Below are 24,014 nucleotides of genomic sequence, written 5' to 3'. Positions count from 1 at the left end.
GTGTGTCCTCTGCCCCGTCGGTGTGACTCGTACCGCACCGTATCTCTCACCGTTCCGTGAAACATTCCCCGGGGGCCACCGCATCAATGGAGTGAGAGGCGACAACACGAGTCCGTTCAGGGGGAGCCACAGATGAGACCTGTCCGCGCGGACGGATACCAGGAGTTCGCGGTGGCGCGCGCGGGCCATCTGTACCGGTCCGCGTGTCTGCTCACCGGTGGGGACACCCATCTCGCCGAGGACCTCGTGCAGGAGACGCTCGGCCGGCTGTATGTGAAGTGGGGGCGGGTGCGGCGGGCGGACAACCCCGCCGGCTATGCGCAGACCGTGCTGACCAGGACGTTCCTCGCCCACCAGCGGCGGCGCAGCAGCCGGGAGCGGGCCACCGACGTCATCCCGGACGGGCCTGCCGCGCCCGGCACCGACGCGTCCCTGCGGCTGACCCTCGTCGAGGCGCTGGCCCAACTGCCGCCCAAGGACCGGGCCGTGGTCGTCCTGCGCTACTGGGAGGACCGGTCCGTCGAGGAGACCGCCGCGGCGATGAACGCCAGCTCGGCGGCGGTGCGCACCCGGTGTGTCCGCGCCCTCGCCCGACTGCGCGTCCTGCTCGGCGACGCCATCGGCGAGTACGCCACCCCCTGAGCCCGCCCGCATCCACCGACACCGGCACACCACTCGCAGAAACGGCGGTTCGTCATGCCCCAGGAACAGCACGAAGACCCCTTCGAGGGCAGGCTCGGCGCCGCCCTGCGCCGGGTCGGCGGCACCTTCGAGACCGATCACCGCACGCTGGTCGGCGGCGGTGCCGCACGCGGCCGGCGGCGGCTGTTCCGCCGCCGGGCGGCGATGCTGGGCGGGGTCGCCGGGATCGCGCTCGTCGGGGTGGGCGGGACGCTCCTGCTGCCCGGCACCGGAGACGGAAGCGGGAAGCAGTCCGTGGCGGCGAGGAGGTCCGCCGAGCCGGACATCGAGCAGGGCGTCAGGGACGACGACGGCGCGGTGTCCGGCGCCGAACTCGTCGCCATGCTCAAAGAACTGCTGCCGGACGGGAGGATCAGCGGGGAGTCCGCCCGTGGCACGAGCGCGGACGCGCCGCCGTACGCCCAGGTCGTGTTCGACGACGGCGAGGGCGGGGCGGCCGTGCAGCTCGGGCTCGGGCGGATCGACGCCGACAGCGAGCACGCCCGGCAGCTCACCGACTGCCCGGACAAGACGTTCGTCGGCTACGACTCCTGCGAGGAGAGCACCCTGCCGGGCGGCGCCCGGCTGCTGCTCTTCCAGGGCTACGAGTACCCGGACCGCCGGGTGGACACCAAGCACTGGTACGCGCAGCTGGTCGATCCGGCGGGGTACGAGGTCAGCGTCATGGAGTGGAACGCCGAGGCGCAGAAGGACGCGCCGGTCACCCGTGCCGAACCGCCGTTGCCCCTCGCCACCTTGAAGACGATCGTCAGGGACCCGGGCTGGCAGCCGGTCGTCGACGCCATCACGGAGAAGCCGGCGAACGACGGCACGCGGGAGGACCAGGGGGAGAAGGAGGAGTCGTCGACGGTTCCCCCCGGGGACGGGTCTCTCGATGCCCCGGTCATCGGGAGCGAGGCCATCCGGAGGACCCTCGTCAGCCTCCTGCCGGAGGGCGTCGACATCGTCGGCGAGGACGACGAGGTGTCGGACTTCGCGTACGTCGTCCTCGACGACGGCGAGGGGCGGAGCCTGGTGCAGGTCAACGCGCAGCTCGGCGTGGTGGACGCCTCTGGCTCGCTGTTCGGCGCGGACGCCGAGACCCTGCCCGACGGCACGAAGGTCGCCGCCCGGCAGGTACCCGGGGAGAAGGGCGGCGAGGGGGTCGTCATGTGGACCGTGGACACCCTCCGCCCGGACGGGCTGCGGGTCGTGATCAGCGCCTTCAACTCCGGCGCCCAGCACACCGCCGAGACCCGCGAGGCCCCCGCGCTCACCATGGCTCAGCTGAGGGAGATCGCCACCAGCGAGCGCTGGAAGAGGCTCGACTGACGGCCCGGCGTCACAAGAAGTCCGCCCACGGCTGGTCCCAGATCTGCTTGACGGCCAGCACCAGGAAGAGCAGGCCCGCGATGGCCAGCATGCCGTTGCTGACGATGCCGTTGCGCCATTCCCGGGGTGTGCGGGAGGAGTTGAGGAGCCAGAGGAGGGTGGCGGCGAGGAAGGGCAGGAAGGCCGCGCCGAGGACGCCGTAGAGGATGATCAGGCGGAACGGCTGGCCCTGGAAGAGCAGGACGATGGGCGGGAAGGTCAGCCAGAGCAGGTAGGCGCGGAACGGCCAGGACTTCTCGTGGCGGCCGGAGGCGACCTCCTCGCCCGTCACCGCCCCCTTCCGGCGGAAGCGCGCCACGAAGTCCGCGAACATCAGGCTCACACCGTGCCAGACGCCGATGAGGGAGGTGTACGAGGTGGCGAAGAAGCCGATCAGGAAGAACTTGGCGGTGGCCGTGCCGTACTCGTCCTCCAGGATGTCGCCGAGCTGGATGAGACCCTTGTCGCCGCTGGCGATGGCGACGTTCGCGGAGTGCAGCAGTTCGGCGCCGACGAAGAGCATCGAGATCACGAAGATGCCGGTCGTGATGTAGGCGACCCGGTTGTCGAGGCGCATGACCTTCATCCAGCCGGTGTTCGTCCAGCCCTTGGCGTTGACCCAGTAGCCGTAGGCGGCCAGCGTGATCGTGCCGCCGACGCCGCCGATGAGGCCGAGGGTGTTGAGGATCGAGTCCTTCTCGTCGGGCAGGACGGGCAGCAGCCCGGCGAAGGCGTCCCCGAGGTTGGGGGTGACGCGGATCGCGAGATAGACCGTGACCACGAACATGACGCCCACCAGGACCGTCATGACCTTCTCGAAGACCGCGTACTTGTTGAACCAGACGAAGACCAGACCGCTCAGGCCGCACAGCACGGCCCACCACTTCAGGTCCATCACGTCGGGGAACAGTGCCTGGAGGGGCAGGGCACTGGAGGACATCGCGGCGGCGCCGTAGACGAAGCCCCAGATCACGACGTAGACGACGAAGAACCACGTCGTCCAGCGGCCGAGGCTCGCCCAGCCGTCGAAGAGGGTGCGGCCGGTGGACAGATGCCAGCGGCCGGCCGCCTCGGCGAGGGAGATCTTGACGAGACAGCCGATGACGGCCGCCCACAGCAGGGTGTATCCGAAGTTGCTGCCCGCGATCAGGGTCGCGACCAGGTCACCGGCGCCGACACCGGTCGCGGCGACGACGATGCCGGGGCCGATGTACTTCCAACTGGACTTGCGGGGTGGGGGGTTGGAGCCGGATGTCGCGGGTGCGTCAGTGGGGTTTCCCGTGGTGTCCGCCATGAGGGTCAAGAAACCGCAAGGGGCGCCATCAGACAAGAGGGCAGGCCCGGTGCGCCCCGCCAGGGGCGCGGGGAACTGCGCGACCAGCCACGACGCAGCCGCTGACGACCGACGGCATCAGCGGCCGGTGGCTTCGGTACCGCATGCCACCGAAGCCACCGACCCCGCCGAACCGCTCAACCCAGCAGAGCGCCACCGCAGCCGTCCGCCCCGCACGTACCGAGTTCGAACCACACGGTCTTGCCCGACCCGTCCTCTTGGCAGCCCCAGCGTCCCGCGAGCGCGTCCACCAGGAACATCCCCCGGCCGCTTTCCGATATCTCCGGCACCCGGCGCACCCGGGGCGGGCGGCCGTCCGTGTCCGACACCTCGCAGCGCAGTACGCCGTGGGCGGCCGACAGGGTCAGCTTCAGTCGGCTCTCCGCGTGCACCAGCGCGTTGGTGACCAGCTCGCTCACCAGCAGTTCCGCCGTGTCGGTCTGTTCGAGCAGACCCCATCCCTCCAGCTGCCTGCGCACCTGCGCGCGGGCCTGTGCGGCGGCGGTGGGACGAGGGTCGTACTCGACACTCAAGTGCCCCGCGCCCATGGGCGGTTGCGGATACGAGGCGAAATGGGGGCCGGAATCCGGAAGGAGACCCCCGGAGAGTTGCAGCATGCTTCCAGGGTTGCCGCCACGCGTACGCGGCACACGGGGAGGACTACCCGTTTCCGGCCGCGCATATACCTGTTTCCCGCCCGGGTACGTCCGTAATTGGGGGCCTACGCAACTGATGGGCGTGTACGCGGTTGTGTAGGGCTTACGCGCGCTGTGAACTCCCGGCGCGTTCCTCCCTGTTCCGGCCATCCCGGTGCGCTGCCCACCCCCACCCACTCTTGACCTGGTCATGCCAGAGCCGCACCATGAGCGCCACACCCGCACCAGGGCCGGCCGGGCACCCCATGGTCGCCGGCCAGGCCCGAGGCACGTCGCAAGGATCCACCCCCCGCTCCACTCCCCACTTCCGGAGACCCCGGAATTCCTGGAGAAACTAGGAGACTTGATGCGACTCCGCATACGCGGCAGGGCGGCGACGCCCGACGGCACCGGCCGGAGATCCGGTCGCCGCACCGCCACCCTCGCCACCCTGCTGGCGCTGGCGCTCGCCGCCCCGGTCGCCGCGACCACCTCGGACGCGACGGCGACCAGCGGCGAGCGGCCGAAGGCCTCCGCCGACGACATCCGTCAGTACGAGGTGCACATGCACTCGGACACCGAGTCCCGCACGGCGCTGCAGCGGGCCGGTGTGACCGTGGACGACGCCGACGACCACTCGGTGTTCGTCTCCGGACGCGCGGACCAGATCAAGAAGCTGAAGCAGCAGGGGTACGAGGTCACCCCGCTCGGCGCCGCCCCGGACCGGTCGAACGGCGAGGACGACGTACGGCTCTTCGACTTCCCGTCCGCCGACTCCCGCTACCACAACTACGCGGAGATGACGAGCGAGATCAACTCCGTGGTCGCGGCGAACAGTTCGATCGCCAGCCAGCGGGTCATCGGTACCACGTACCAGGGCCGGAACATCGTCGCCATCAAGATCAGCGACAACGTCGGCACGGACGAGGCCGAGCCCGAGGTGCTGTTCACCCACCACCAGCACGCCCGTGAGCACCTGACCGTCGAGATGGCGCTCTATCTGCTGGGCGAGCTGACCTCCGACTACGGGACCGACTCCCGCGTCACCAACATGGTGAACAACCGCGAGATCTGGATCATCCCGGACATCAACCCGGACGGCGGCGAGTACGACGTCGCGACCGGCTCGTACCGCTCGTGGCGCAAGAACCGGCAGCCCAACAGCGGCTCGTCGTACGTCGGTACCGACCTCAACCGCAACTGGAACTACCGCTGGGGCTGCTGTGGCGGCTCGTCGGGGTCGACGTCCTCGGACACCTATCGGGGTACGGCCGCCGAGTCGGCGCCCGAGGTGAAGGTCGTCGCGAACTTCGTGCGCAGCCGGGTCGTCGGCGGGGTCCAGCAGATCAAGACCGGGATCGACTTCCACACCTACAGCGAGCTGGTGCTGTGGCCCTTCGGGTACACGACCGCCGACACCGCGACCGGGATGACGGCGGACGACCGCAACGCGTTCGCGACGGTCGGCGGGAAGATGGCCGCGAGCAACGGGTACACGCCCGAGCAGTCCAGCGACCTCTACATCACGGACGGGTCGATCGACGACTGGCTGTGGGGCAACCAGAAGATCTTCGGGTACACGTTCGAGATGTATCCGGGGTCGGCCTCGGGTGGCGGTTTCTACCCGCCCGACGAGGTGATCGCCCGGGAGACCGCGCGGAACCGGGACGCGGTGCTGCAGTTGCTGGAGAACTCGGACTGCATGTACCGGTCTATTGGCAAGGAAGCGCAGTATTGCTAGCCGTGGGGTTCGTTCTGTGAGTCCGTGAGTGGGGAACTGCGGGACCGTCGTGGCTGGTCGCGCAGTTCCCCGCGCCCCTTACGGGGCGGAGTCCTCGGGCTCTTCCTTGCCGGAACCGTCGTCGAAGTACGCGTCCAGGACCTCGTCGATCTGCTTCTCCCAGGCCGCGTGCTCCGACTTGGCCTTGGCCTCGATCTCCAGGAAGTACCAGCGGCGGTCGGGGGTGTGGACCGTGATGGTGAAACGCTTGCCGAAGAGGGGGGACTCCGTCTCGATCGCGCCGATCTCGTCCCAGGTGAACTCGCACTCCTGGTCGTCCAGACGCAGCCGTACGCCGGCGCTGTCCGCGACGATCTTCGCGCGGCGGTCGGAGGCCTCGAAGACGGGGCCGTCCGTGGTGTCCTCGGCCGCGCCTTCGGCTTCGTCACCGTCGGCTTCTTCGGCTGCGGCCTCGGCTTCGCCTTCGGCCTCGGCTTCCGCTGCGGCTTCGGATCCCGCTGCGGCTCCGGACTCGGCGGTGGACGGCTCGGCCCGGTCCAGGGCAGCCTCGTCCGGCTCCTCGGTCTCCGCCGGTTCGGCGGACTCCGTCGGCTTGGTGTCCTCCGGCTCCTCCTGCTTCTCCTTCTTCACGGACACCGGGGCCGTGAGTCCGGGGATGTGCGACGGGTCGACCGCTGCGGCGGCCAGGGGCTGGTTGTTCGAACCGATGCGCTGCTCCACAGCGGGCAGTATGGTCGACGACCCTGTGTCGGGGACAGTCGGGCCGGGCATATGTCCGCATCTGGGTTTCAGGGCGTTCAAACGAACACGCTCAATACCGCCGCTGCCGCGAAGCCCGCCAGCGACAGCACCGTCTCCAGGACCGTCCAGGTCTTGAGGGTGTCGCGTTCGCTGATGCCGAAGTACTTGGCGACGATCCAGAAGCCGCCGTCGTTGACGTGCGAGGCGAAGATCGAGCCCGCCGAGATCGCCATGATGACGAGGGCGACGAAGGCCTGGGAGTGGTCGCCCTCGGCGAGGAGGGGCGCGACGATGCCGGCCGTGGTCACGATCGCCACCGTCGCCGAGCCCTGCGCGACCCGGAGCACCACGGAGAGCAGGTAGGAGAGGACCAGCACCGGCAGGCCCACGTCGTTGAACGTGTCCGACAGGGCCTGCGCCACCCCGCTCGCCTTCAGTACGGCGCCGAAGACCCCGCCCGCGCCAACCACCAGCAGGATGTTGCCGACCGGCTTGAGGGAGGACGTCGAGACCGTCTCCAGCGACTTGCGGGACCAGCCGCGGCGGATGCCGAGCAGGTAGTACGCGAGGAGCAGGGCGATGGTCAGCGCGACGAAGGGGTTGCCGAAGAACTCGATCACCGAGCGGAGGGTGGAGGGGTCCAGGGCGATCGAGGAGAAGGTCGCGGCGAGGATCAGGAGGAGCGGGGTGCCGATGATCAGGAAGACCGTGGTGAGGGGGACCGGCTTCTCCGTCGGCACCACGCCCGCCGCGCGTTGTTCGTCCATCACCGCCTGACGGGACTCCTCCGCCGCCTCCACCATGTCCTGCGGGACGGGGACGAAGATGCGGCGGCCGACCCAGGCGGAGAACACCCAGGCGGCCAGGACGGCCGGGATGCCGCAGACGACGCCCATCAGGATGACCCAGCCGAGGTCGACGTGGAGAAGGCCCGCCGCGGCCACCGGGCCGGGGTGCGGGGGCAGGAAGGCGTGCGTCATCGAGAGGCCGGCGAGGAGCGGGAGGCAGTAGAGGAGGATCGACTTGCCCGAGCGTTTGGCGGCGGCGTAGACGATCGGGGCGAGGACGAAGATGCCGACGTCGAAGAAGACCGGGATGCCGAAGATCAGGCCGGTCAGGCCCATCGCGAGGGGGGCGCGTTTCTCGCCGAAGAGGTTCAGCAGGCGGGAGGCCAACACCTCGGCGCCGCCGCTGACTTCGAGGATCGCGCCGAGCATCGTGCCCAGGCCGATGATGATCGCGACGTGGCCGAGGATGCCGCCCATGCCGGACTCGATGGTCGAGACGGCGTCGCTTCGCTGGACCGTGCCGAAGAGTTCGGTGACCGAGAGTCCGGCGGCGAGGCCGACGGCTATGGAGACGGCGAGGAGGGCCACGAAGGGCTGGAGTCTGGTCTTGATGATCAGGAAGAGGAGGAGGGCTATGCCCAGGGCGGCGACGGTGAGGAGGCCGGCGGTGCCGTTTATGAGGAGGAGCAGGCCGCCGGTGTGTGGGGGTGCTTCGGGCATGGGGGGGGTCCTCTGGGTGGGGGCATGGCTGGGATTTTGGGCAGGGGGGGAGCGCCGTGCGGGGTGCGGGGATGGTGGGGGGGTGGTGCTGGAGCGTCGCCGGGTGCGGGTGGGTCGTGGTTGCTCGCGCAGTTCCCCGCGCCCCTGAAGAGCGCGGGTGCGGGCCTCAGTTGTCCAGGACCGCCAGTGCGTCGATTTCGATCAGGAGGCCCGCCGGGAGGCCGACGTAGACCGTCGTGCGGGCGGCGGGGGCTGTTGTGAAGTGCTGCTCGAAGTACTCGTTGTAGATCGAGTTCATCTCGGCGAAGTGGTCCACGTCGGTGAGGTAGACGCGGATCATCATCACGTCGTCCCAGGTGGCGCCGCCTTCTTCCAGGATCGCCCGGACGTTGGCGAGGGTCTGGAGGGTCTGTTCGCGCAGGGTGGGGCCGGCGGGGGTGGGGGGTTCGCCCTCGACGGCGGGGAGGAAGCCGACCTGGCCCGCGACCTGGAGGATGTTGCCCTTCCGGACGCCGTGGGAGAACTTCGCGGGGGGTGCGGTGTGGGTCTTCGGGGTGAGGGCGATCTTGTCGGTCATAGCGGGTCCTTGTCCGTCATACGGGGTCTGACGTGGGGGTTCGGCCGGAGTACTCGCCGCTGATCGCGTCCGCGGTGCGGCGGACCAGGGGCAGGAGGGTGAGGAGTTCGTCGGCGGTGACGACGACGTTGGGGGCGGAGACCGACATCGCGGCGACGACCCGGCCGTCGGCGCCCCGGACGGGCGCGGCCACGCAGTTGATCGACTCCTCGTGGCCGCCGAGGTCGGTGGCCCAGCCCTGTTCGCGGACCCGTGCCAGTTCCTTGAGGAAGGCGGCGGCGTTGGGCGTGGAACGGGACGTGTACATGGGGTAGTCGAGCTTCTCCGCGAGGGCGCGGCGCTCGGCTTCGGGGAGGTCGGCGAGGCACAGCTTGGCGACGGCGGCGACCGTGATGGCGACCGGCTTGCCGATCCGGGAGTACATGCGGACCGGGTAGCGGCTCTCCACCTTGTCGATGTAGAGGACCTCGTTCTCCTCGTGGACGGCGAGGTGGACGGTGTGGCCGCACTGTTCGTTGAGGCGTACCAGGTGGGGGTGGGCGATCTCGCGGACGTCGAGGTTCTCGACGGCCTCCTGGGCGAGGGCGAAGAGGCGGGCACCGAGGCGGTAGCGCTGGTCGGACTGGCGGTAGACCAGGCCGTGTTCGTGGAGGGTGCGCAGCAGGCGCAGGGCCGTGGACTTGTGGACGCCCAGGCGGTCGGCGACCTGGCCGAGGTCGGCGGGGCCCTCGGCCAGCAGCGGCAGGATGCTGAGCGCGCGGTCGACGGTCTGGCTCATGGGGTGTGTACCTCCTCCTCGGCCCGGTCCGGTACGTCAGTCCAGCCGGGGGCGAGTCGAAGTGTCCCCCACGCGTCGTCGTCCAGGGCGGCGAGGCGGTCGGCGTGGTCGCGGTGGGGTGGGGTGGCGAGGTCGCCGGGGACGGTGAGGGTGGCCGCCGCCATGAGGTGGCCGTGGCGGAGGCGGGCCTTGGCGGGGAGGGCGCGGAGGGTGGCGGAGAGGAAGCCGGCGGCGAAGGCGTCACCGGCGCCGGTCGCTGCCGCGACCTGAACGGTGGGGGCGGGGACGAACGTCGTCGTGTCCGTGACTGGTCCGGTGCGCGTCGTGTCGTCGCCCTCGGTGGGGGTGGGGTCGGGGACGTGCCGGGGGGTCTCCGTCCTCGGTCCGGCGGGCGCCGTCGGGTGGGGAAGTGCCCGGTGGTGGACGCCGGCCGCTGCGGGCGGACACCCCCCGGCACGCCCCCTTCCGTCCGTGGGCGGCCGGTCCGGGCGCGGGGGCGTGCGCGTGAACAGGGTGGCTCCGCGCGCTCCTTGTTTCACCACGAGGGTGGTCGGCTCCGGCAGGAGTGTGCGGATCGCTGTGGGTCCGCCGGTGACACCCCAGGCCTGCTGGGCCTCGTCCTCGCCGACGAAGACGATGTCGGCGCGGCGGGCCAGTTCGAGGAGGACGTGCGGGCCCTCGGTGTCACTCCAGAGGCCGGGGCGGTGGTTGACGTCGAAGGAGACCAGGGGGCGGTGGTCGGGGCGTGGGGCCGTCAGGTCGCGGAGCAGGTGCAGGCAGTCGTCGGACAGGGCCGCCGTGATGCCGGAGAGGTGCAGGACGCGTCCGGCGCGTACGGCGGTGAGGTCCACGGTCCGTGTCGACATCGCCGAGGCGGCCGAACCGGCGCGGTAGTAGGCGACCTCGTGGGCGTCCGTGGCTCGGTCGCCCGCCGTGCGGAAGTAGACGCCCGTCGGGCGTTCTGGGTCGCGGCGCACGGAGGTCACGTCGACGCCGTAGGAGCCGATCTCCTCCAGCAGGTGGTCGCCGAAGCCGTCGGCTCCGACCCGGCTGACCCAGCGCGCCGTGTGGCCGGCGGCGGCCAGTACGCAGGCCACGTTGGACTCCGCGCCGCCGATGGCCCGGTCGAAGGAGGGGACGTCGGCGAGGCGTCCGGGGCGGGTGGGGAGGAAGGTGACCATGGACTCGCCGAGCGCGACTACGTCGACGGCTGCGGCGTCGGGGGAACGGAGGCCGTCGGCGGTCACGATGGTGGAGGCTCCTCGTCGCGTCGGCTGGGGGCGGGTCGGCACCGTTGACCCGGCGTTGGCTGGGATGTTAGACAGCAGTGAGCGACATACGCAATGAACGTTGCACACTTTGCAACGTACCTCGTCAGGGAGATCCCATGGGTGTCGAGAGTGTCGAAGCGCTGGCCCGGCTGGCGGAGGAGCGCGTCGATCACCGCTTCAAGGGACTGCCGCCGGACGCCGAGGGCCTGACGGTGGCCGAGCTGGCCGCGCAGCGGCGGAACCTGTTCACCGGCGGTTTCACCACCCCCGTGCTCGCCCTGTCCGCCGAGCGCCTGGAGCACAACCTGGCGCTGATGGAGACCTACTCCGCGCGCCACAACCTCGCCTTCGCCCCGCACGGCAAGACGTCCATGGCACCGGAGCTGTTCCGGCGGCAGATCGAGCGCGGCGCCTGGGGCATCACCCTCGCCGTGCCCCACCAGGCGCGGGTGGCACGGGAGTTCGGCATCGAGCGGATCTTCCTCGCCAACGAGGTCGTCGACCCGGCCGCCCTGCGCTGGATCGCCGACGAGCTGGCGGCCGATCCGCGCTTCCGCTTCGTCTGTTACGTCGACTCCGTGCGCGGTGTCGAGCTGATGGACGCCGCGCTGCGGGGCTCCGCGCGTCCCGTGGACGTCGTCGTGGAGCTGGGCGCCGGTGAGGGCGCGCGCACCGGCGTGCGTACGGAGGCCGAGTGCGCGGCGGTCGCGGACGCGGTGGCCGGGGTCGACACGCTGCGCCTGGTCGGGGTCGCCGGGTACGAGGGCGAGGTGCCGGGCGCCGACCCGGAGCGGGTGGGGGCCTGGCTGCGCCGGCTCACCGCGCTGGCCGTCGACTTCGACAAGGCGGGGCGGTTCGCGGGGCTGGACGAGGTGATCGTCAGCGCGGGCGGCAGCGCCTGGTTCGACGCGGTGGCCGAGGTCTTCGCCGAGCTGCCCGAACTGTCCGTGCCGGTACTGAAGTTGCTGCGGTCCGGTGCGTACGTCTCGCACGACGCCGGGCACTACCGCCGGCTCACCCCCTTCAACCGGGTCCCCGAGGAGGGCGCCCTGGAGCCCGCCTTCCGGCTCTGGGCCCAGGTCGTCTCCCGCCCCTCCCCCGAGCAGGCCTTCGCCAACGCGGGCAAGCGCGACGCCGCGTACGACCTCGATCTGCCGTCGGTGGAGGTGGTGCGGGACGCGGACACGGGTGCGGTCCGCGACGCCGTCGGCGTCACCGTGACGGGGCTGTCCGACCAGCACGCGTGGCTGCGCACGGAGTCCGGCGCGGAGGTGGAGGTCGGCGACTGGGTGGGGCTGGGGCTGTCGCATCCGTGCACGTCGTTCGACAAGTGGAAGCTGATTCCGCTGGTGGAGGCGGACGGGACCGTCACGGACTACGTCCGTACGTTCTTCTGAGGCCGGCAGTCGAGTCCTGAAAGGTGACCCGCATGGACGAGCTGGTCTTCCGTGACGCCGAGGTCGTGGACGGCTCCGGCGGCCCCTCCTACCGCGCCGACGTGGTCGTGGCGGACGGCAGGATCACGTCGATCGTCAAGGAGGCGGCCGCGGCGGGGTGTCAGCGGCCGAGGGCCCGGCGGGAGGTCGACGCCGAGGGTCTGGTCCTGGCCCCCGGCTTCATCGACATGCACGCCCACAGCGACCTCGCGCTCCTGCGGGACCCCGAGCACACCGCGAAGGCGGCCCAAGGCGTGACCCTGGAGGTCGTCGGCCAGGACGGACTGTCGTACGCGCCCGTCGACGACCGCACCCTCGAAGAGGTCCGCCGCGCGATCACCGGCTGGAACGGCTACGGCGAGGACATCGACTTCACCTGGCGCTCGGTCGGCGAGTACCTGGACCGGCTCGACCACGGCTTCGGGGGCGAGGGCATCGCCGTGAACGCCGCGTACCTCGTGCCGCAGGGGACGGTCCGGATGCTCGCCATGGGCTGGGAGGACCGGGAGGCCACCCCCGAAGAGCTGGACCTCATGCGGGAGTTGGTGGCGGCGGGGCTCAGGGAGGGCGCAGTCGGGATGTCGTCGGGGCTGACGTACACCCCCGGCATGTACGCCAAGGACGCCGAACTCACCGAGCTGTGCCGGGTGGTGGCGGCGTACGACGGCTACTACTGCCCGCACCACCGCTCGTACGGGGCGGGCGCGCTCCGGGCGTACGAGGAGATGGTCGCGCTGACCCGAGAGGCCGGCTGCGCCCTCCATCTGGCCCACGCCACCATGAACTTCGGGGTGAACGAGGGGCGGGCGCCCGAGCTGCTGGCTCTCCTGGACGACGCGCTCGCCGCCGGAGCGGACATCTCGCTCGACACGTACCCCTACACGCCCGGCTGCACGACGCTCGTGGCGATGCTGCCGAGCTGGGCGGGCGAGGGCGGTCCCGAGGCGATCCTCGCGCGGCTGGCGGACGACGAGACGGCCGGGCATATCCGGCACCACATGGAGGTCGTGGGCGCCGACGGCTGCCACGGCGTACCCATCGAGTGGGACACGATCGAGATCTCGGGCGTCACCGACCCGGCGCTGTCGTCGTACGTGGGCCGGACGGTCGCGCGGTCCGCGAAGGAACGCGGTGAGGAGCCCTGGGTGACCGCCCGTCGGCTGCTCGTCGGGGACCGGCTCGGCACGACGATCCTCCAGCACGTCGGGCACGAGGAGAACGTGCGGACCATCATGCGCCACCGTGTGCACACCGGCGGATCCGACGGCATCCTGCGCGGGGACAAGCCGCATCCGCGCGCGTACGGGACGTTCCCCCACTATCTCGGCCGGTACGTGAGGGAGTTGGGCGTGCTCTCCCTGGAGGAGTGCGTCGCCCATCTCACCTCACGTCCCGCCGCGCGGCTGCGCCTCGTGGACCGGGGACTCGTCCGCGAGGGCTACCGCGCCGACCTGGTCCTCCTCGACCCGGCGACCGTGGCCGCCGGGTCGACCTATGAGGCGCCGCGCACCCTGCCCACCGGCATCCCGCACGTCCTGGTCGACGGCCGCTTCGTCATCGAGGACGGCCGCCGGACGGACGTACTGGCGGGCCGGGCGGTCCGGCAGGCACCTGATTGACGTGGGCCCGCCCCTGTCCTTTCAGGGGCGCGGGGAACTGCGCGAGAAGCCCCACCGGCCCGCGGCCGAAGAACGGCCCGGTGGTCTGCAGGCGGGCCCGAGCGGAGCGCTACGGCTTGGGGAGCACGCAGCCGGCCGCCGACAGGTCGAGCTTGTTGTCCACGCCGAAGCAGGCGGGGACGTGCCAGGTCTGCTGGGCGTAGTTGATGCCCTGACGGACGGTCACGGTGCCGTTCGCGTCGACCTCGCAGGGGTTGTTGACGGTGCAGCGCTCACCGCTCTCGTTGCCCGTGTTGTTGACGCCGACGACCTTGTTGGTGGCGACGTTGACCACCGGGGAGCCCGAGGTGCCGCCGATGGTGTTGCAGGCGGAGGTGTAACGGATGGAGTCCTTCCAGGTCCAGTCACCCTCCTTCAGGCGGTACGCGAACCCGTCGACGCCGCAGGTGTAGATCCGCTTCCAGTACCCGGAGACGACGCTGATGGCGGTGCCGGCGGCCGGGCGGGCGGTGTCGTAGACGAGCGCGTCGATGCCGTAGGTGCTCTTGATCTGCGCGTACGTGGTGGTGAGCTGGTACACCGCCATGTCCGTGTCCGTCATCGTGCCGTACGCGATCTTGCTGGCGCGCAGGGTGCCGACGCGGGTGCCGGCGGAGTTCAGCAGGCCGAAGGTGCGGGTGGAGGCGCGGTCGACGATGACCTGTCCGGGGGTCGGGAAGCCGGTCTCCAGGCAGTGGCCGTTGGTCATCACCAGCGCCGGGTCGTTGTCCTCGGAGTCGGGCATCCGGACGACGGAGCCGGAACAGTTGCTGAGCGAGACGGTGCCGGCGAAGTTGACGGCCTGCACCGCCGGGGTCGCGAGGTCGGCGACGGTCTTGTTCGCGGTGTCGACGACGCCGCCGACCACGCTGTTCACGACCGCGTCCGCCGACTTCCCGGGTGCCGCCGCCGGTTCCGGCGCCGCGACCGCCGGTGCCGCGCCGGCCCCGGTGATCACCAGGGCGAACAGCGAGGCAACGAGAGGCTTTCTCATGTGGGGGTCCCCTCACTACAGCTATAGGGCTGCGTGGTGGCAGAAGATCTTCCGGCCACCGCAGTTTGTCATGCGCATTGTGAGGGCGATGTGGAGGACGAGCAAGGAGTTGGTTCCGGCCGCGCGATCTTCGGCCAGGGGGTGGGGGGTTGGGGGCGGGCCGTGGCTACTTGGGGCCCTTGGTCGCGCCCTGGCCCCGGCGCTGATTGCCGTTGGAGTTGCCCCGGGACGAGGACGTCTCGGTGGCGGAGGAGGCGGTGGACGGCGGGGCGGAGGTGGCGGTCGGCGACGCGGAACGCGACGGCTCGCCGGTGGTGGCCGAGGCGGCCGGGGACGTGGAGGCGTCCGGCGAGGAGTCGCCGGACGACGTCGCGGCACCCGCGTCGGAGGTTTCGTCGGCCGACGGGGCGGCGGTGTCCGCGTCCCCGGCACGGCCGTCGGACGTGGCGGACGGGACGGCTTCCGGGGCATCGGGCGACCCCTTCTCCGAGGCGCCGAGCCCGGCCAGTCCCGCCGTCACGGCCCCGACCAGCACCGCGGCACCGATCCCGCCCGCGACCAACGCGCCACGGCGGCGGGCCCGCCGCCGCCCGAGCGTGCTCCGCCGCCCGTCGACGGCCCGCGCCCGCCGCCCGGCCCCCACGACCTCCGAGCCGCCGGGCCGACCGGGTGCGTCCGGGTGCGGCGCGCCGGCGCCGTACGGGACAGGGCCTTCGTGGGGCGCGCCATCACCGTGGGAAGCACCACCGCCGTAGGGCGCGCCATCCCCATAGGGGGCGCCGTCTCCGTAGGGCGCGCCCCCGCCGTACGGCGTGCCCGGCTCGCGCGCGCCCGTCGGGGCACCGCCGGCCGGACCGCTCCCGGCCGGGCCCGGCGCCGGCGGCACGACCTCGTCGAGTTGGACCGTGTCGTCGTAGGCGTTCTGCCAGCCGTGGGCGGCGGCCGGGTCCGCGAAGATCTCGTAGGCCGGGGTGGAGCGGGGGTCGCCGACGGGGAGGTACACGTTCGGCGGTGTCCCGGTGTCGGCCTCGTTCCGGTCCGGCCCGTGCGCGCTGTCCACGCCGCCCACCCCATTCATCGCGTTCCGCTGCCTTCGTGTCGAGGGCCGTTCGCCCAAGCCTCATGGGCCCTACGCCCAGGTCTCAGCGGCGTACGGCCGGTTCCGTGCGGTCGGCGGCCGTGCGGTGGGGGGTCGGCCGGACCTGCTCGCGGATTCTAGAGAGGAGGGGGCCGGGGGGACAGCGGCGGGGCATTTCGGGGTAATGCGGCCGTCCCACGTGGTGGAAAACACGGCCCGGAACGCGTTACCGGGCCGTAAGCTCACGGACATGCAGGTGATCCAGTCGACCAAGCTCGCCAACGTCTGTTACGAGATCCGGGGCCCGGTGCTCGAGGAGGCGATGCGGCTTGAGGCGGCGGGGCATCGGATCCTCAAGCTGAACACGGGCAATCCGGCGGCGTTCGGCTTCGAGTGCCCGCCCGAGATCCTGGAGGACATCCTCCGGAACGTGTCCAGCGCCCACGGGTACGGCGACGCCAAGGGCCTGCTCGCCGCGCGCCGGGCCGTCGTCATGCACAACCAGACCCTCGGCATCGAGACGGACGTCGAGCACGTCTTCATCGGCAACGGGGTATCCGAGCTGATCGTGATGGCCATGCAGGGCCTCCTCGACGACGGCGACGAGGTGCTCGTACCGTCCCCGGACTACCCGCTGTGGACGGCGGCGGTCTCCCTCTCCGGCGGTACGGCCGTGCACTACCGCTGCGACGAGCAGTCCGACTGGATGCCGGACCTCGCGGACGTCGAGCGGAGGGTCACCGACCGCACCAAGGCGATCGTCATCATCAACCCGAACAACCCGACGGGCGCGGTGTACGACGAGGCGGTGCTGCGCGGCCTGACGGACATCGCGCGCCGCCACAACCTGCTGGTCTGCTCCGACGAGATCTACGACAAGATCCTCTACGACGGCGCCACGCACACCCCGACGGCCTCGGTCGCCCCCGACCTGCTGACCCTCACCTTCAACGGCATGTCGAAGGCGTACCGGGTGGCCGGTTACCGGGTGGGCTGGATGGCGATCTCCGGCCCGCGCGCGCACGCCGACTCCTACATCGAGGGTCTGACGATCCTCGCGAACATGCGGCTGTGCGCGAACATGCCGGGGCAGCACGGGGTGGTCGCCGCGCTCAGCGGACGGCAGACGATCAACGACCTGGTGCTGCCGGGCGGGCGGCTGAAGGAGCAGCGGGACGTCGCGTACGAGCTGCTCACGCAGATCCCGGGCGTCTCGTGCGTGAAGCCGAAGGGGGCGCTGTATCTGTTCCCGCGCCTCGATCCGAACGTCTTCAAGATCAAGGACGACCGGCGGATGGTCCTCGACCTGCTCCGACAGGAGAAGATCATGGTCGTGCAGGGCACTGGCTTCAACTGGGCCGAACCCGACCACTTCCGGGTCGTGACCCTGCCGACGGTGGGTGACCTGCGGTCCGCGATCACCCGGATCGGGAACTTCCTGGACGGGTACGGGCAGGCCTGACACCACGCGCCGAGTACGGCGAACCGGGGCTTTCGGACCTCGCTCAACTTTAGACCGAATCTAAGGTAGAGTGGTCGTCCGAGAGCTTGGAGGCCATCCCATGTACGAGCCGATCCGCACGAAGTCGGTCCACACGATGGCCGGCACCACCTCCTCCGACTTCCCTCACCGTTCGCGTGAGGAAGAGCTGGACATCCAGCTCGCGGGTCATCTGGCGGCGCTGCTGGCGGTGACCGACGAACTCCGCGCGCTGACCCCTTCCGACGACCTCGACGCGGCCGCGGAGGCGCTGGCCGCGCAGGTCGCCCGGCTGAGGGGCGGCCGGCCTCCCGTGCGCGTCGCCGCCGGCGGCGGGGGCGAGGGAGACGTCGCCGGGCTGCACCACAGGGCGCACGCGCTCGCGGGGCGGGCGCTTGTCGTCGCCGCGTCGCGGGCGGATACGGCGTCGGCGATTCTGGCGGCTTCGCGGATGGACGCGCATGCGGCTGTGCCGTTGAGTGCGTAGCCGCTTGGGGGTGCCTGTTTCGCCGGCGGGTGCGGGTGCGTGGGGCTTCTCGCGCAGTTCCCCGCGCCCCTAAAAGCATCAGGCCCCTGCGGGCCTGAAAGACCACGGTTTGGTGGGCCTGAAAGGCGAAGGTCGGGTGGGCCTGAAAAGCACGGGGCGCAGCCCCTGCTTTTCAGGGGCGCGGGGAACTGCGCGAGAAGCCCCACCGGGCCGGCAGCCGACAACGCACCCACCCCGCCCCTCCCCCGGAGGGCCGTGGCATACCGGGACCACCGCTTCATCCCCCGTTCACCGGCCCACACAAGGAACGTTGGGTTCCGCGGAGCACCCTCCCCGTGTGAGACGAATCGCGGGAATCGTCCTCGCGGTCCTGCTGATCGGCGGCGTGGTGGCAGCCGTCGTGGCGGGCCGGCAGACCGAGGACACGGGCACGGCAACGAAGACCGTGCGAGGCGTGATCGGGTCGGAGAAGGCGGAGTTCTTCGCCGACCCGGAGGTGGTGAAGGCCCTGGCCGCCAAGGGCTACACCGTGAAGACGGAGACGTCGGGATCCTGGGCCATGGACGGCCTCGATCCGAAGGGGTACGACTTCGCGTTCCCGTCCAGCAAGGCACCCGCCGACGAACTGGCCGAGAAGTACGGCGTGCGCGAACCACTGCCGCGCCCCTTCTACTCGCCGCTCGTCGTGGTCGCCCACCGGGGCGCCGCCGAGGTGCTGCGGGACAACCGGCTGGCCACCCTCGAAGGGGACCGGGGCGTCCTCGACATGGGCGCGTACCTGAAGGCCGCCGAGGACGGGCGGACCTGGCAGGACCTCAAGGGGGTTGAGAAGTACGGCGAGTTGAGGGGACTCCTCTACATCGCCACCACCGACCCGACCACCTCCAACTCCGGCGCGCTCTACCTCGCCGCCGCCTCCGAGGTCGCGAACGGCGGACGGGTGGTCGCGGACAAGGCCGGCCTGGACCGGACCGCGCCCCTCATGCGCGAGCTGATCAGTGTGCAGGGTGCCCAGCAGCCGAGCACCGACGCGGCGTTCCGCGACTTCGTCAGCGGGGTCGGCAATCCCCTCGTGCTGGTCTACGAGTCGCAGGTCGCCGCCCTGCTGACGGAGGGCCAGGGCTTCGACGGCCTGGTCGTCCTCTACCCGGACACCACCGTGTTCAGCGACCACACCGTCGTACCGGTCACGGACGAGGGGCGTGCGCTCGGGGAACTCCTCGGCAGCGACCCGAGGTTGCGCGAGCTGGCGGCCCGGCACGGGTTCCGGCCGCAGGGCGCGGCCACCGAGTTCACGGCGGCGACCGCCGACCACACCACCTATCTCATGCAGAAGCTGACCGTCCGGCAGGCGCCCGTGCCCACCTCCGAGGTGCTGCACGAGATGGCACGCCGGGCCAGGGGCCAGTAGGACGACGGGGGAACACCACAGATGAACATCGACAACAGCGGTGGCGACACCGCCTTCACCCTCACCCCTCCCGAGCCGGTCGCGGCCGTACCCCGGGAGAAGGCCGGCGGGTTGGTGCCGGTCGAGGAGTCCGTGCGGACGGACATGGCCCGCAAGGCCGAGGAGTACGTCCGGGGGCTCGCCGCCCTCGACGCCCGCTCCCCGGAGTTCGCCGGCCGGGTCGGGGAGATCACCGCGCTCGGCGCGGGCGAGATGCGGAGCGCCGCCGCCCAGTCCAACCGGATGCTGGAGCGGACCGTGCGCAGCCTGCCGGGCAAGGGCGGTGACGCGCAGTCGCAGGTCGCGGGCTCGCTCGTGGAACTCCGGCGGGTGGTGGAGGACCTGGACCCGCGTGATCTGCCGGCGAGCAAGGGACGCAAGCTGCTGTCCCGGCTGCCGGGCGGCAACAAGCTGCGCGACCACGTCGCCAAGTACGCCTCCTCACAGGGGACGTTGAACAAGATCGTGGGCTCCCTGCGCGGCGGGCAGGACGAACTGCGGCGCGACAACGCCGCCTTGCAGACCGAACGGGTCCGGCTCTGGGAGACCATGGGCAAGCTCCAGGAGTACGTCGTCCTGACGGAGGCCCTGGACACGGCCGTCGAGGAGCACATCCGGACGCACGTCGACGGGGCCGATCCGCAGCAGGGCGACACGCTCCGCGCCGACGTGCTCTTCCCCGTGCGGCAGAAGCACCAGGACCTGCTCACCCAGCTGGCCGTCTGCGCCCAGGGCTATCTGGCCATGGACGTCGTACGGCGCAACAACGAGGAGCTGATCAAGGGCGTCGACCGGGCCGCGACGACCACCGTCTCGGCGCTGCGCATCGCCGTGATGCTCGCCTCCGCCCTCGACAACCAGAAGAAGGTCGTCGACCAGGTCAACGCGTTGCGCGGTACGACGGAGGAGCTGATCCGGGGCAACGCGGAGATGCTCGCCAGCCAGAGCGGGGAGATCCAGCGCATCGCCGCCGACCCGGCCGTCGGCACGGAGACACTCCGTACGGCCTTCCAGCAGATCTACCGCACCCTCGACGCCATCGACACGTACAAGGTCCAGGCGACGGAGACCATGGCCGCGACCGTCGAGTCCCTGACCTCCGAACTCCAGCACGCGACACGGTACTTGGAGCGCAGCCGGAGCCAGGGAGCACTGGAAGGGGGTGGGCTCGTATGAGAGTGCGCACGACGGTGGGGCTCGCCCTGACGACCGCGGTGGCCCTCCTGGCCACCGCCTGCACGGCCACCGACCCGGCCGCGCCCGACCCCGCCGAACCGACCGCGTACGTCCCCGGCACCCTCCGCGTCCTCGCCTCCAGTGAACTCGCCGACATGAAGCCGGTGTTGGCGCAGGTGGAGAAGGACACCGGGATCAAGGTCCGGCCCACCTACATGGGCACCCTCGACGCCGTCGAGCTGCTCACCGAGCAGCGGGCGAAGGGCGCGTACGACGCGGTGTGGCTGTCCTCCAACGACTACCTGCGGCTCCGCCCGGAGGCGGCGAAGCAGGTCGTGTCGGAGACCTCGGTGATGTCCAGCCCGGTCGCGATCGGCGTGAAGAACGAGACCGTGACGAAGCTGGGCTGGAAGTCGGGTGACGTCACCTGGTCGGACGTCGAGAAGGCCGTGGCGGACGGGAGGCTGACGTACGGCATGACCGATCCGACCCGCTCCCACTCCGGTTTCGCCACGCTCGTCTCGGTCGCGTCGGCTCTCTCCGACGCCCAGTCCGCACTGACGGACGCGGACGTCGCACGGGCGACGCCCCGGCTGAAGGAGTTCTTCGCGGGGCAGAAGCTGACGTCGGGATCGTCGGGCTGGCTCGCGGCGGCGTACGACCGGCGCGGTGACGTCGACGCGCTGCTCAACTACGAGTCGGTGCTGGAGTCGCGCGAGGACCTGACGGTGATCCGGCCGAGCGACGGCGTCCTCACCGCCGACTATCCGCTCTCCTCGCTAGCCTCCACCGGCAAGGAGGTCCGCGACGACGTGCGCCGGCTCTCGGACGCGCTGCGCACCCCGGACATCCAGCGGCTGATCACCGAGCGGACACTGCGCCGCCCCGTCGTACCCTCCGTGGCGCCCGCGGCCGTCCTGGACACCACACGCCGCCGTGAACTCCCCTTCCCCGGCAGCCGTTCCGTCGCCGACGGCCTGCTCGACGCGTACCAGAACGAGCTGCGCCGCCCGTCGCGGACCGTGTACGTCCTGGACACCTCGGGCTCGATGGAGGGCGACCGGCTCGACCGGCTGAAGACCGCGCTCACCGAGCTGACCGGCGACTTCCGGGACCGGGAGGAGGTCACCCTGATGCCGTTCGGGTCGGACGTGAAGAGCATACGGACGCATGTCGTACGGCCCGAGGACCCGAAGACCGGGCTCGACGGCATCCGCGCCGACACCCGGGAGCTGTCCGCGAGCGGCGACACCGCCATCTACACCTCGCTGCGGAAGGCGTACGAGCACCTCGCCATCGCCGACCGGGACACCTTCACCTCGATCGTGCTGATGACGGACGGCGAGAACACCGAGGGGGAGAGCCCCGCCGACTTCGACTGGTTCTACGGCCGGCTGCCCACCGCCCAGCGGCAGATCCCCGTCTTCCCGATCCTCTTCGGTGACTCCGACAAGGACGAACTGGAGCACATCGCCGACCTGACCGGCGGCCGTCTCTTCGACGCCCAGGAGGGCTCGCTGGACGGCGCCTTCGAGGAGATCCGTGGCTACCAGTAGATTCATGGCGTACATCGAGTCCCGCAAGAACCTCACCGGCGGCGCCCTCGGGGTCGCCGGGCTCGGGCTGACCTTCGCGGGGGTCGCGGGGCCGTACTGGCCGGTCGTGGTCGTCGGGCTGTACGGCGCGGGCGCGCTGATCGCCCCGCCGGAGCGGGTGGCGCCGCCGGACTTCCCGGATCCGTCCGCCCAACTGGACGAACTGCGCGGCGACTTCGGTACGTTGCGTACGTATCTCGCGGACATCGAACTGCCGCCCGCCGCGGCCGGCCGGCTCACCGAGCTGACCGAACTCCTCGCGGCGCTCCTCGATCCCGGCTGGGTCGCGGAGGTGCTCGCCCACGACCCCGAGGGTGTCCACGCCCTCTCGCGCGCCGTCCGCCAGGACGTCCCCGAGGCCGTCGACACGTTCGTCCGCACACGCTGGTGGACCCGCCTGACCCCGGGCACGGAGCCGCCGGAACGGCACCTTGAACGCCAACTCGGCCTGATCCAGGAGGAGTTGGGCCGCCTGGCAAGTGCCCTGCGCGACACGGAGGCGCGCCGCCAGGAGTCCCACACGCGCTATCTGGAGGACCGGTCGGGGTGAGGGTCGCCCAGTGGGGTGGGGGGCGGGTGCGTCGGCATGTGCGGGTGAGTGGGGCTTCTCGCGCAGTTCCCCGCGCCCCTAAAAGACCAGGCCCTACGGGCCTGAAAGACCACGGCCCCGCGGGCCTGAAAGGCGACGGCGCTGCGGGCCTGAAAGGCGACGGGGCTGCGGGCCTGAAAGGCGACGGGGCTGCGGGATGAAAAGCACGGGGCGCAGCCCCTGCTTTTCAGGGGCGCGGGGAACTGCGCGAGAAGCCCCACTCACCCGCACCCGACCACGCACCCCACCGCCCCCCACCCCCCCAACCTCACCCCACACTCGCCAGAATCACGATCAGCAACACCACCCCCACCACCACGGCCAACACCTTCAACGCCGCGTACGGCGACGGCGGCTGATCCGGCGGAGCCACCCGCGTCGGGACCGACGTCGCCCGGGGCCCGTTGAAGACGTCGTGGCCGGTGACCGCGGCCCGCGTGCACCAGGGGCACGTCGGCAGATGGGAGCCGTAGGTGTGCAGGGGCCGTACCGTGCAGGCCCGCACCTGGCCACGTTCCTTGTCGAGCGCCCGCAGCCACGCCTCGGCCCGCGGCCGGGCGTCGGGGTCCTGGACGCCCGGCCCGAACGCGGCCCTGGCGAGCACGAGGAGTTCGGTCGGCAGGACGGACGGGTCGATCGTGCCGCGCGGGATGGTGACCCGCTCGGGCCGGACGACATAGCTGCAGCTCGCGGCGATGTTGTCCTTGACGGTCGACTCGGACGCGCTCTCGTGCGGCACCCCGCCGAAGGGGTGGTTGCCGGCGGTGAGCAGCTGGTAGACGAGGACGGCCAGGGCGAAGTCGTCGCTCTGCCGGGTCGCGGGGCCGCCCGTCTGGCGCTCGGGGGACGAATAGTCGGTGGTGTGCATCAGACACGGGAAGAGCTCGCCGGTGACCGGGTCGGTGAAGGCGATGGAGTCGCAGTCGAGGAAGGTCACGAACCCGTTGGCGTCGACGACGACATTGCTGCTGGAGAAGTCGCCGATGACGAGGTCGTCGTAGTGCATCCGGGCCGTCATGAAGGCGAGGTTCCAGGCGACGCCCAGCAGGAACCGCCAGTCGGCCCGGTCCGGGAAGAGCTTCAGGCGCTGGACGCGGGTGAACAGGCCCACCAGCTGGACGTGTTGGGGTTCGCCGAAGCGGCGCATGGCGTAGCCGAGGAACGCGCCGTTCGCGTCCCGGGCGATCGCGGTGGGCCACGCCAGCTCCGGCGGCTGGCTGGCGTCCGTGGGCCGGGCGGCCAGCGGTGACATGGTCAGCATCCGGGCCAGCCGCCGTTCCTGGTCCGGCCCCGGGGTGTCCCGGTAGATCTTGACGACGATCCTCGTGTCCCCTTCGACCGGGAACACGGCCGCCTGCCCACCCCCCTTCAACGGCAACTCCGCCAGAGTGACCCGCCTACCGTCGAGAAAGACCGTGCGGCCGCTCATGGCCGT

At 71.0% G+C, this 24,014-nt stretch carries 21 protein-coding genes; 11 read left to right on the top strand and 10 right to left on the bottom strand.

Annotation, left to right across the window (positions count from 1 at the left end; translation table 11 throughout):
• Positions 1-132 precede the first annotated feature (132 nt).
• Positions 133-642 (top strand): SigE family RNA polymerase sigma factor, encoded by a 510-nt coding sequence (locus PUR53_RS02720; protein ID WP_329897757.1) that lies wholly within the window; start codon positions 133-135, stop codon positions 640-642.
• A gap of 54 nt (positions 643-696) precedes the next feature.
• Positions 697-2,013, top strand: a complete 1,317-nt coding sequence (locus tag PUR53_RS02715) for a hypothetical protein (protein WP_329907242.1) — start codon at positions 697-699, stop codon at positions 2,011-2,013.
• A 10-nt stretch (positions 2,014-2,023) separates the two neighbouring features.
• Here PUR53_RS02715 and PUR53_RS02710 read toward each other — a convergent pair whose 3' ends face one another.
• Together PUR53_RS02710 and PUR53_RS02705 are read right to left on the bottom strand one after the other, a co-directional pair.
• On the bottom strand, positions 2,024-3,346 hold the full coding sequence (locus PUR53_RS02710) for an Nramp family divalent metal transporter (RefSeq protein WP_329897755.1): 1,323 nt from the start codon (positions 3,344-3,346) through the stop codon (positions 2,024-2,026).
• A 176-nt stretch (positions 3,347-3,522) separates the two neighbouring features.
• Positions 3,523-3,933: an ATP-binding protein gene (locus PUR53_RS02705; protein WP_329897760.1), complete on the bottom strand. Its 411-nt coding sequence runs from the start codon at positions 3,931-3,933 to the stop codon at positions 3,523-3,525.
• A 454-nt stretch (positions 3,934-4,387) separates the two neighbouring features.
• Here PUR53_RS02705 and PUR53_RS02700 point away from each other — a divergent pair, with 454 nt between their 5' ends.
• Positions 4,388-5,761 (top strand): M14 family metallopeptidase, encoded by a 1,374-nt coding sequence (locus PUR53_RS02700; RefSeq protein WP_329897754.1) that lies wholly within the window; start codon positions 4,388-4,390, stop codon positions 5,759-5,761.
• A 78-nt stretch (positions 5,762-5,839) separates the two neighbouring features.
• On the opposite strand, the gene PUR53_RS02695 is transcribed toward PUR53_RS02700, so the two are convergent.
• From PUR53_RS02695 to PUR53_RS02675, 5 genes are all read right to left on the bottom strand, one after another.
• Positions 5,840-6,481, bottom strand: a complete 642-nt coding sequence (locus tag PUR53_RS02695; protein WP_329907241.1) for a hypothetical protein — start codon at positions 6,479-6,481, stop codon at positions 5,840-5,842.
• Between the two features lie 77 nt (positions 6,482-6,558).
• Positions 6,559-8,010: a GntP family permease gene (locus PUR53_RS02690; RefSeq protein WP_329897752.1), complete on the bottom strand. Its 1,452-nt coding sequence runs from the start codon at positions 8,008-8,010 to the stop codon at positions 6,559-6,561.
• A gap of 166 nt (positions 8,011-8,176) precedes the next feature.
• Positions 8,177-8,587 carry a RidA family protein gene (locus PUR53_RS02685; protein ID WP_329897751.1) on the bottom strand — a complete coding sequence of 137 codons (411 nt, stop codon included), beginning with the start codon at positions 8,585-8,587 and terminating at the stop codon, positions 8,177-8,179.
• Between the two features lie 16 nt (positions 8,588-8,603).
• Positions 8,604-9,365, bottom strand: a complete 762-nt coding sequence (locus tag PUR53_RS02680) for an IclR family transcriptional regulator (RefSeq protein ID WP_329897750.1) — start codon at positions 9,363-9,365, stop codon at positions 8,604-8,606.
• Positions 9,362-10,612: a sugar kinase gene (locus PUR53_RS02675; RefSeq protein ID WP_329907240.1), complete on the bottom strand. Its 1,251-nt coding sequence runs from the start codon at positions 10,610-10,612 to the stop codon at positions 9,362-9,364. Before PUR53_RS02675 ends, PUR53_RS02680 begins: the two co-directional genes overlap by 4 nt.
• Positions 10,613-10,752: 140 nt before the next feature.
• Between PUR53_RS02675 and PUR53_RS02670 the strand changes: the two genes are divergently transcribed.
• Together PUR53_RS02670 and PUR53_RS02665 are read left to right on the top strand one after the other, a co-directional pair.
• The gene (locus tag PUR53_RS02670; RefSeq protein WP_329907239.1) at positions 10,753-12,033 is read left to right on the top strand and encodes an amino acid deaminase; all 1,281 of its coding nucleotides are present in this window, start codon (positions 10,753-10,755) and stop codon (positions 12,031-12,033) included.
• Positions 12,034-12,065: 32 nt separating this feature from the next.
• Positions 12,066-13,691 carry an N-acyl-D-amino-acid deacylase family protein gene (locus PUR53_RS02665; protein WP_329907238.1) on the top strand — a complete coding sequence of 542 codons (1,626 nt, stop codon included), beginning with the start codon at positions 12,066-12,068 and terminating at the stop codon, positions 13,689-13,691.
• A 109-nt stretch (positions 13,692-13,800) separates the two neighbouring features.
• Here the strand turns inward: PUR53_RS02665 and PUR53_RS02660 are convergent, their stop codons facing one another.
• Both PUR53_RS02660 and PUR53_RS02655 read right to left on the bottom strand, forming a co-directional pair.
• Positions 13,801-14,724: a trypsin-like serine peptidase gene (locus PUR53_RS02660; RefSeq protein WP_329907237.1), complete on the bottom strand. Its 924-nt coding sequence runs from the start codon at positions 14,722-14,724 to the stop codon at positions 13,801-13,803.
• Between the two features lie 166 nt (positions 14,725-14,890).
• Positions 14,891-15,784, bottom strand: a complete 894-nt coding sequence (locus PUR53_RS02655) for a hypothetical protein (RefSeq protein WP_329907235.1) — start codon at positions 15,782-15,784, stop codon at positions 14,891-14,893.
• 268 nt (positions 15,785-16,052) lie between these two features.
• Between PUR53_RS02655 and PUR53_RS02650 the strand changes: the two genes are divergently transcribed.
• The 6 genes from PUR53_RS02650 to PUR53_RS02625 all read left to right on the top strand — a co-directional run bounded on the left by PUR53_RS02650 (position 16,053) and on the right by PUR53_RS02625 (position 22,540).
• The gene (locus PUR53_RS02650; RefSeq protein ID WP_329897744.1) at positions 16,053-17,264 is read left to right on the top strand and encodes a pyridoxal phosphate-dependent aminotransferase; all 1,212 of its coding nucleotides are present in this window, start codon (positions 16,053-16,055) and stop codon (positions 17,262-17,264) included.
• Between the two features lie 100 nt (positions 17,265-17,364).
• Positions 17,365-17,769 carry an SCO4983 family protein gene (locus PUR53_RS02645; protein ID WP_329897743.1) on the top strand — a complete coding sequence of 135 codons (405 nt, stop codon included), beginning with the start codon at positions 17,365-17,367 and terminating at the stop codon, positions 17,767-17,769.
• Between the two features lie 337 nt (positions 17,770-18,106).
• Complete coding sequence (locus PUR53_RS02640) at positions 18,107-19,180, top strand: substrate-binding domain-containing protein (RefSeq protein WP_329907234.1); 1,074 nt, start codon at positions 18,107-18,109, stop codon at positions 19,178-19,180.
• Positions 19,181-19,201: 21 nt separating this feature from the next.
• On the top strand, positions 19,202-20,395 hold the full coding sequence (locus PUR53_RS02635) for a toxic anion resistance protein (RefSeq protein WP_329907233.1): 1,194 nt from the start codon (positions 19,202-19,204) through the stop codon (positions 20,393-20,395).
• Positions 20,392-21,951 (top strand): vWA domain-containing protein, encoded by a 1,560-nt coding sequence (locus tag PUR53_RS02630; protein WP_329907232.1) that lies wholly within the window; start codon positions 20,392-20,394, stop codon positions 21,949-21,951. Before PUR53_RS02635 ends, PUR53_RS02630 begins: the two co-directional genes overlap by 4 nt.
• Positions 21,952-21,955: 4 nt before the next feature.
• Positions 21,956-22,540, top strand: coding sequence for a hypothetical protein (locus PUR53_RS02625; RefSeq protein WP_329897759.1), 585 nt, complete (start codon positions 21,956-21,958; stop codon positions 22,538-22,540).
• A 307-nt stretch (positions 22,541-22,847) separates the two neighbouring features.
• On the opposite strand, the gene PUR53_RS02620 is transcribed toward PUR53_RS02625, so the two are convergent.
• Positions 22,848-24,008, bottom strand: a complete 1,161-nt coding sequence (locus tag PUR53_RS02620; RefSeq protein WP_329907231.1) for a hypothetical protein — start codon at positions 24,006-24,008, stop codon at positions 22,848-22,850.
• Positions 24,009-24,014: the final 6 nt, after the last annotated feature.

This window comes from Streptomyces sp. SP18BB07, assembly GCF_036322545.1.
GTDB lineage: Bacteria > Actinomycetota > Actinomycetes > Streptomycetales > Streptomycetaceae > Streptomyces > Streptomyces deccanensis.
This window is presented reverse-complemented; position numbering and strand designations above follow the sequence as displayed.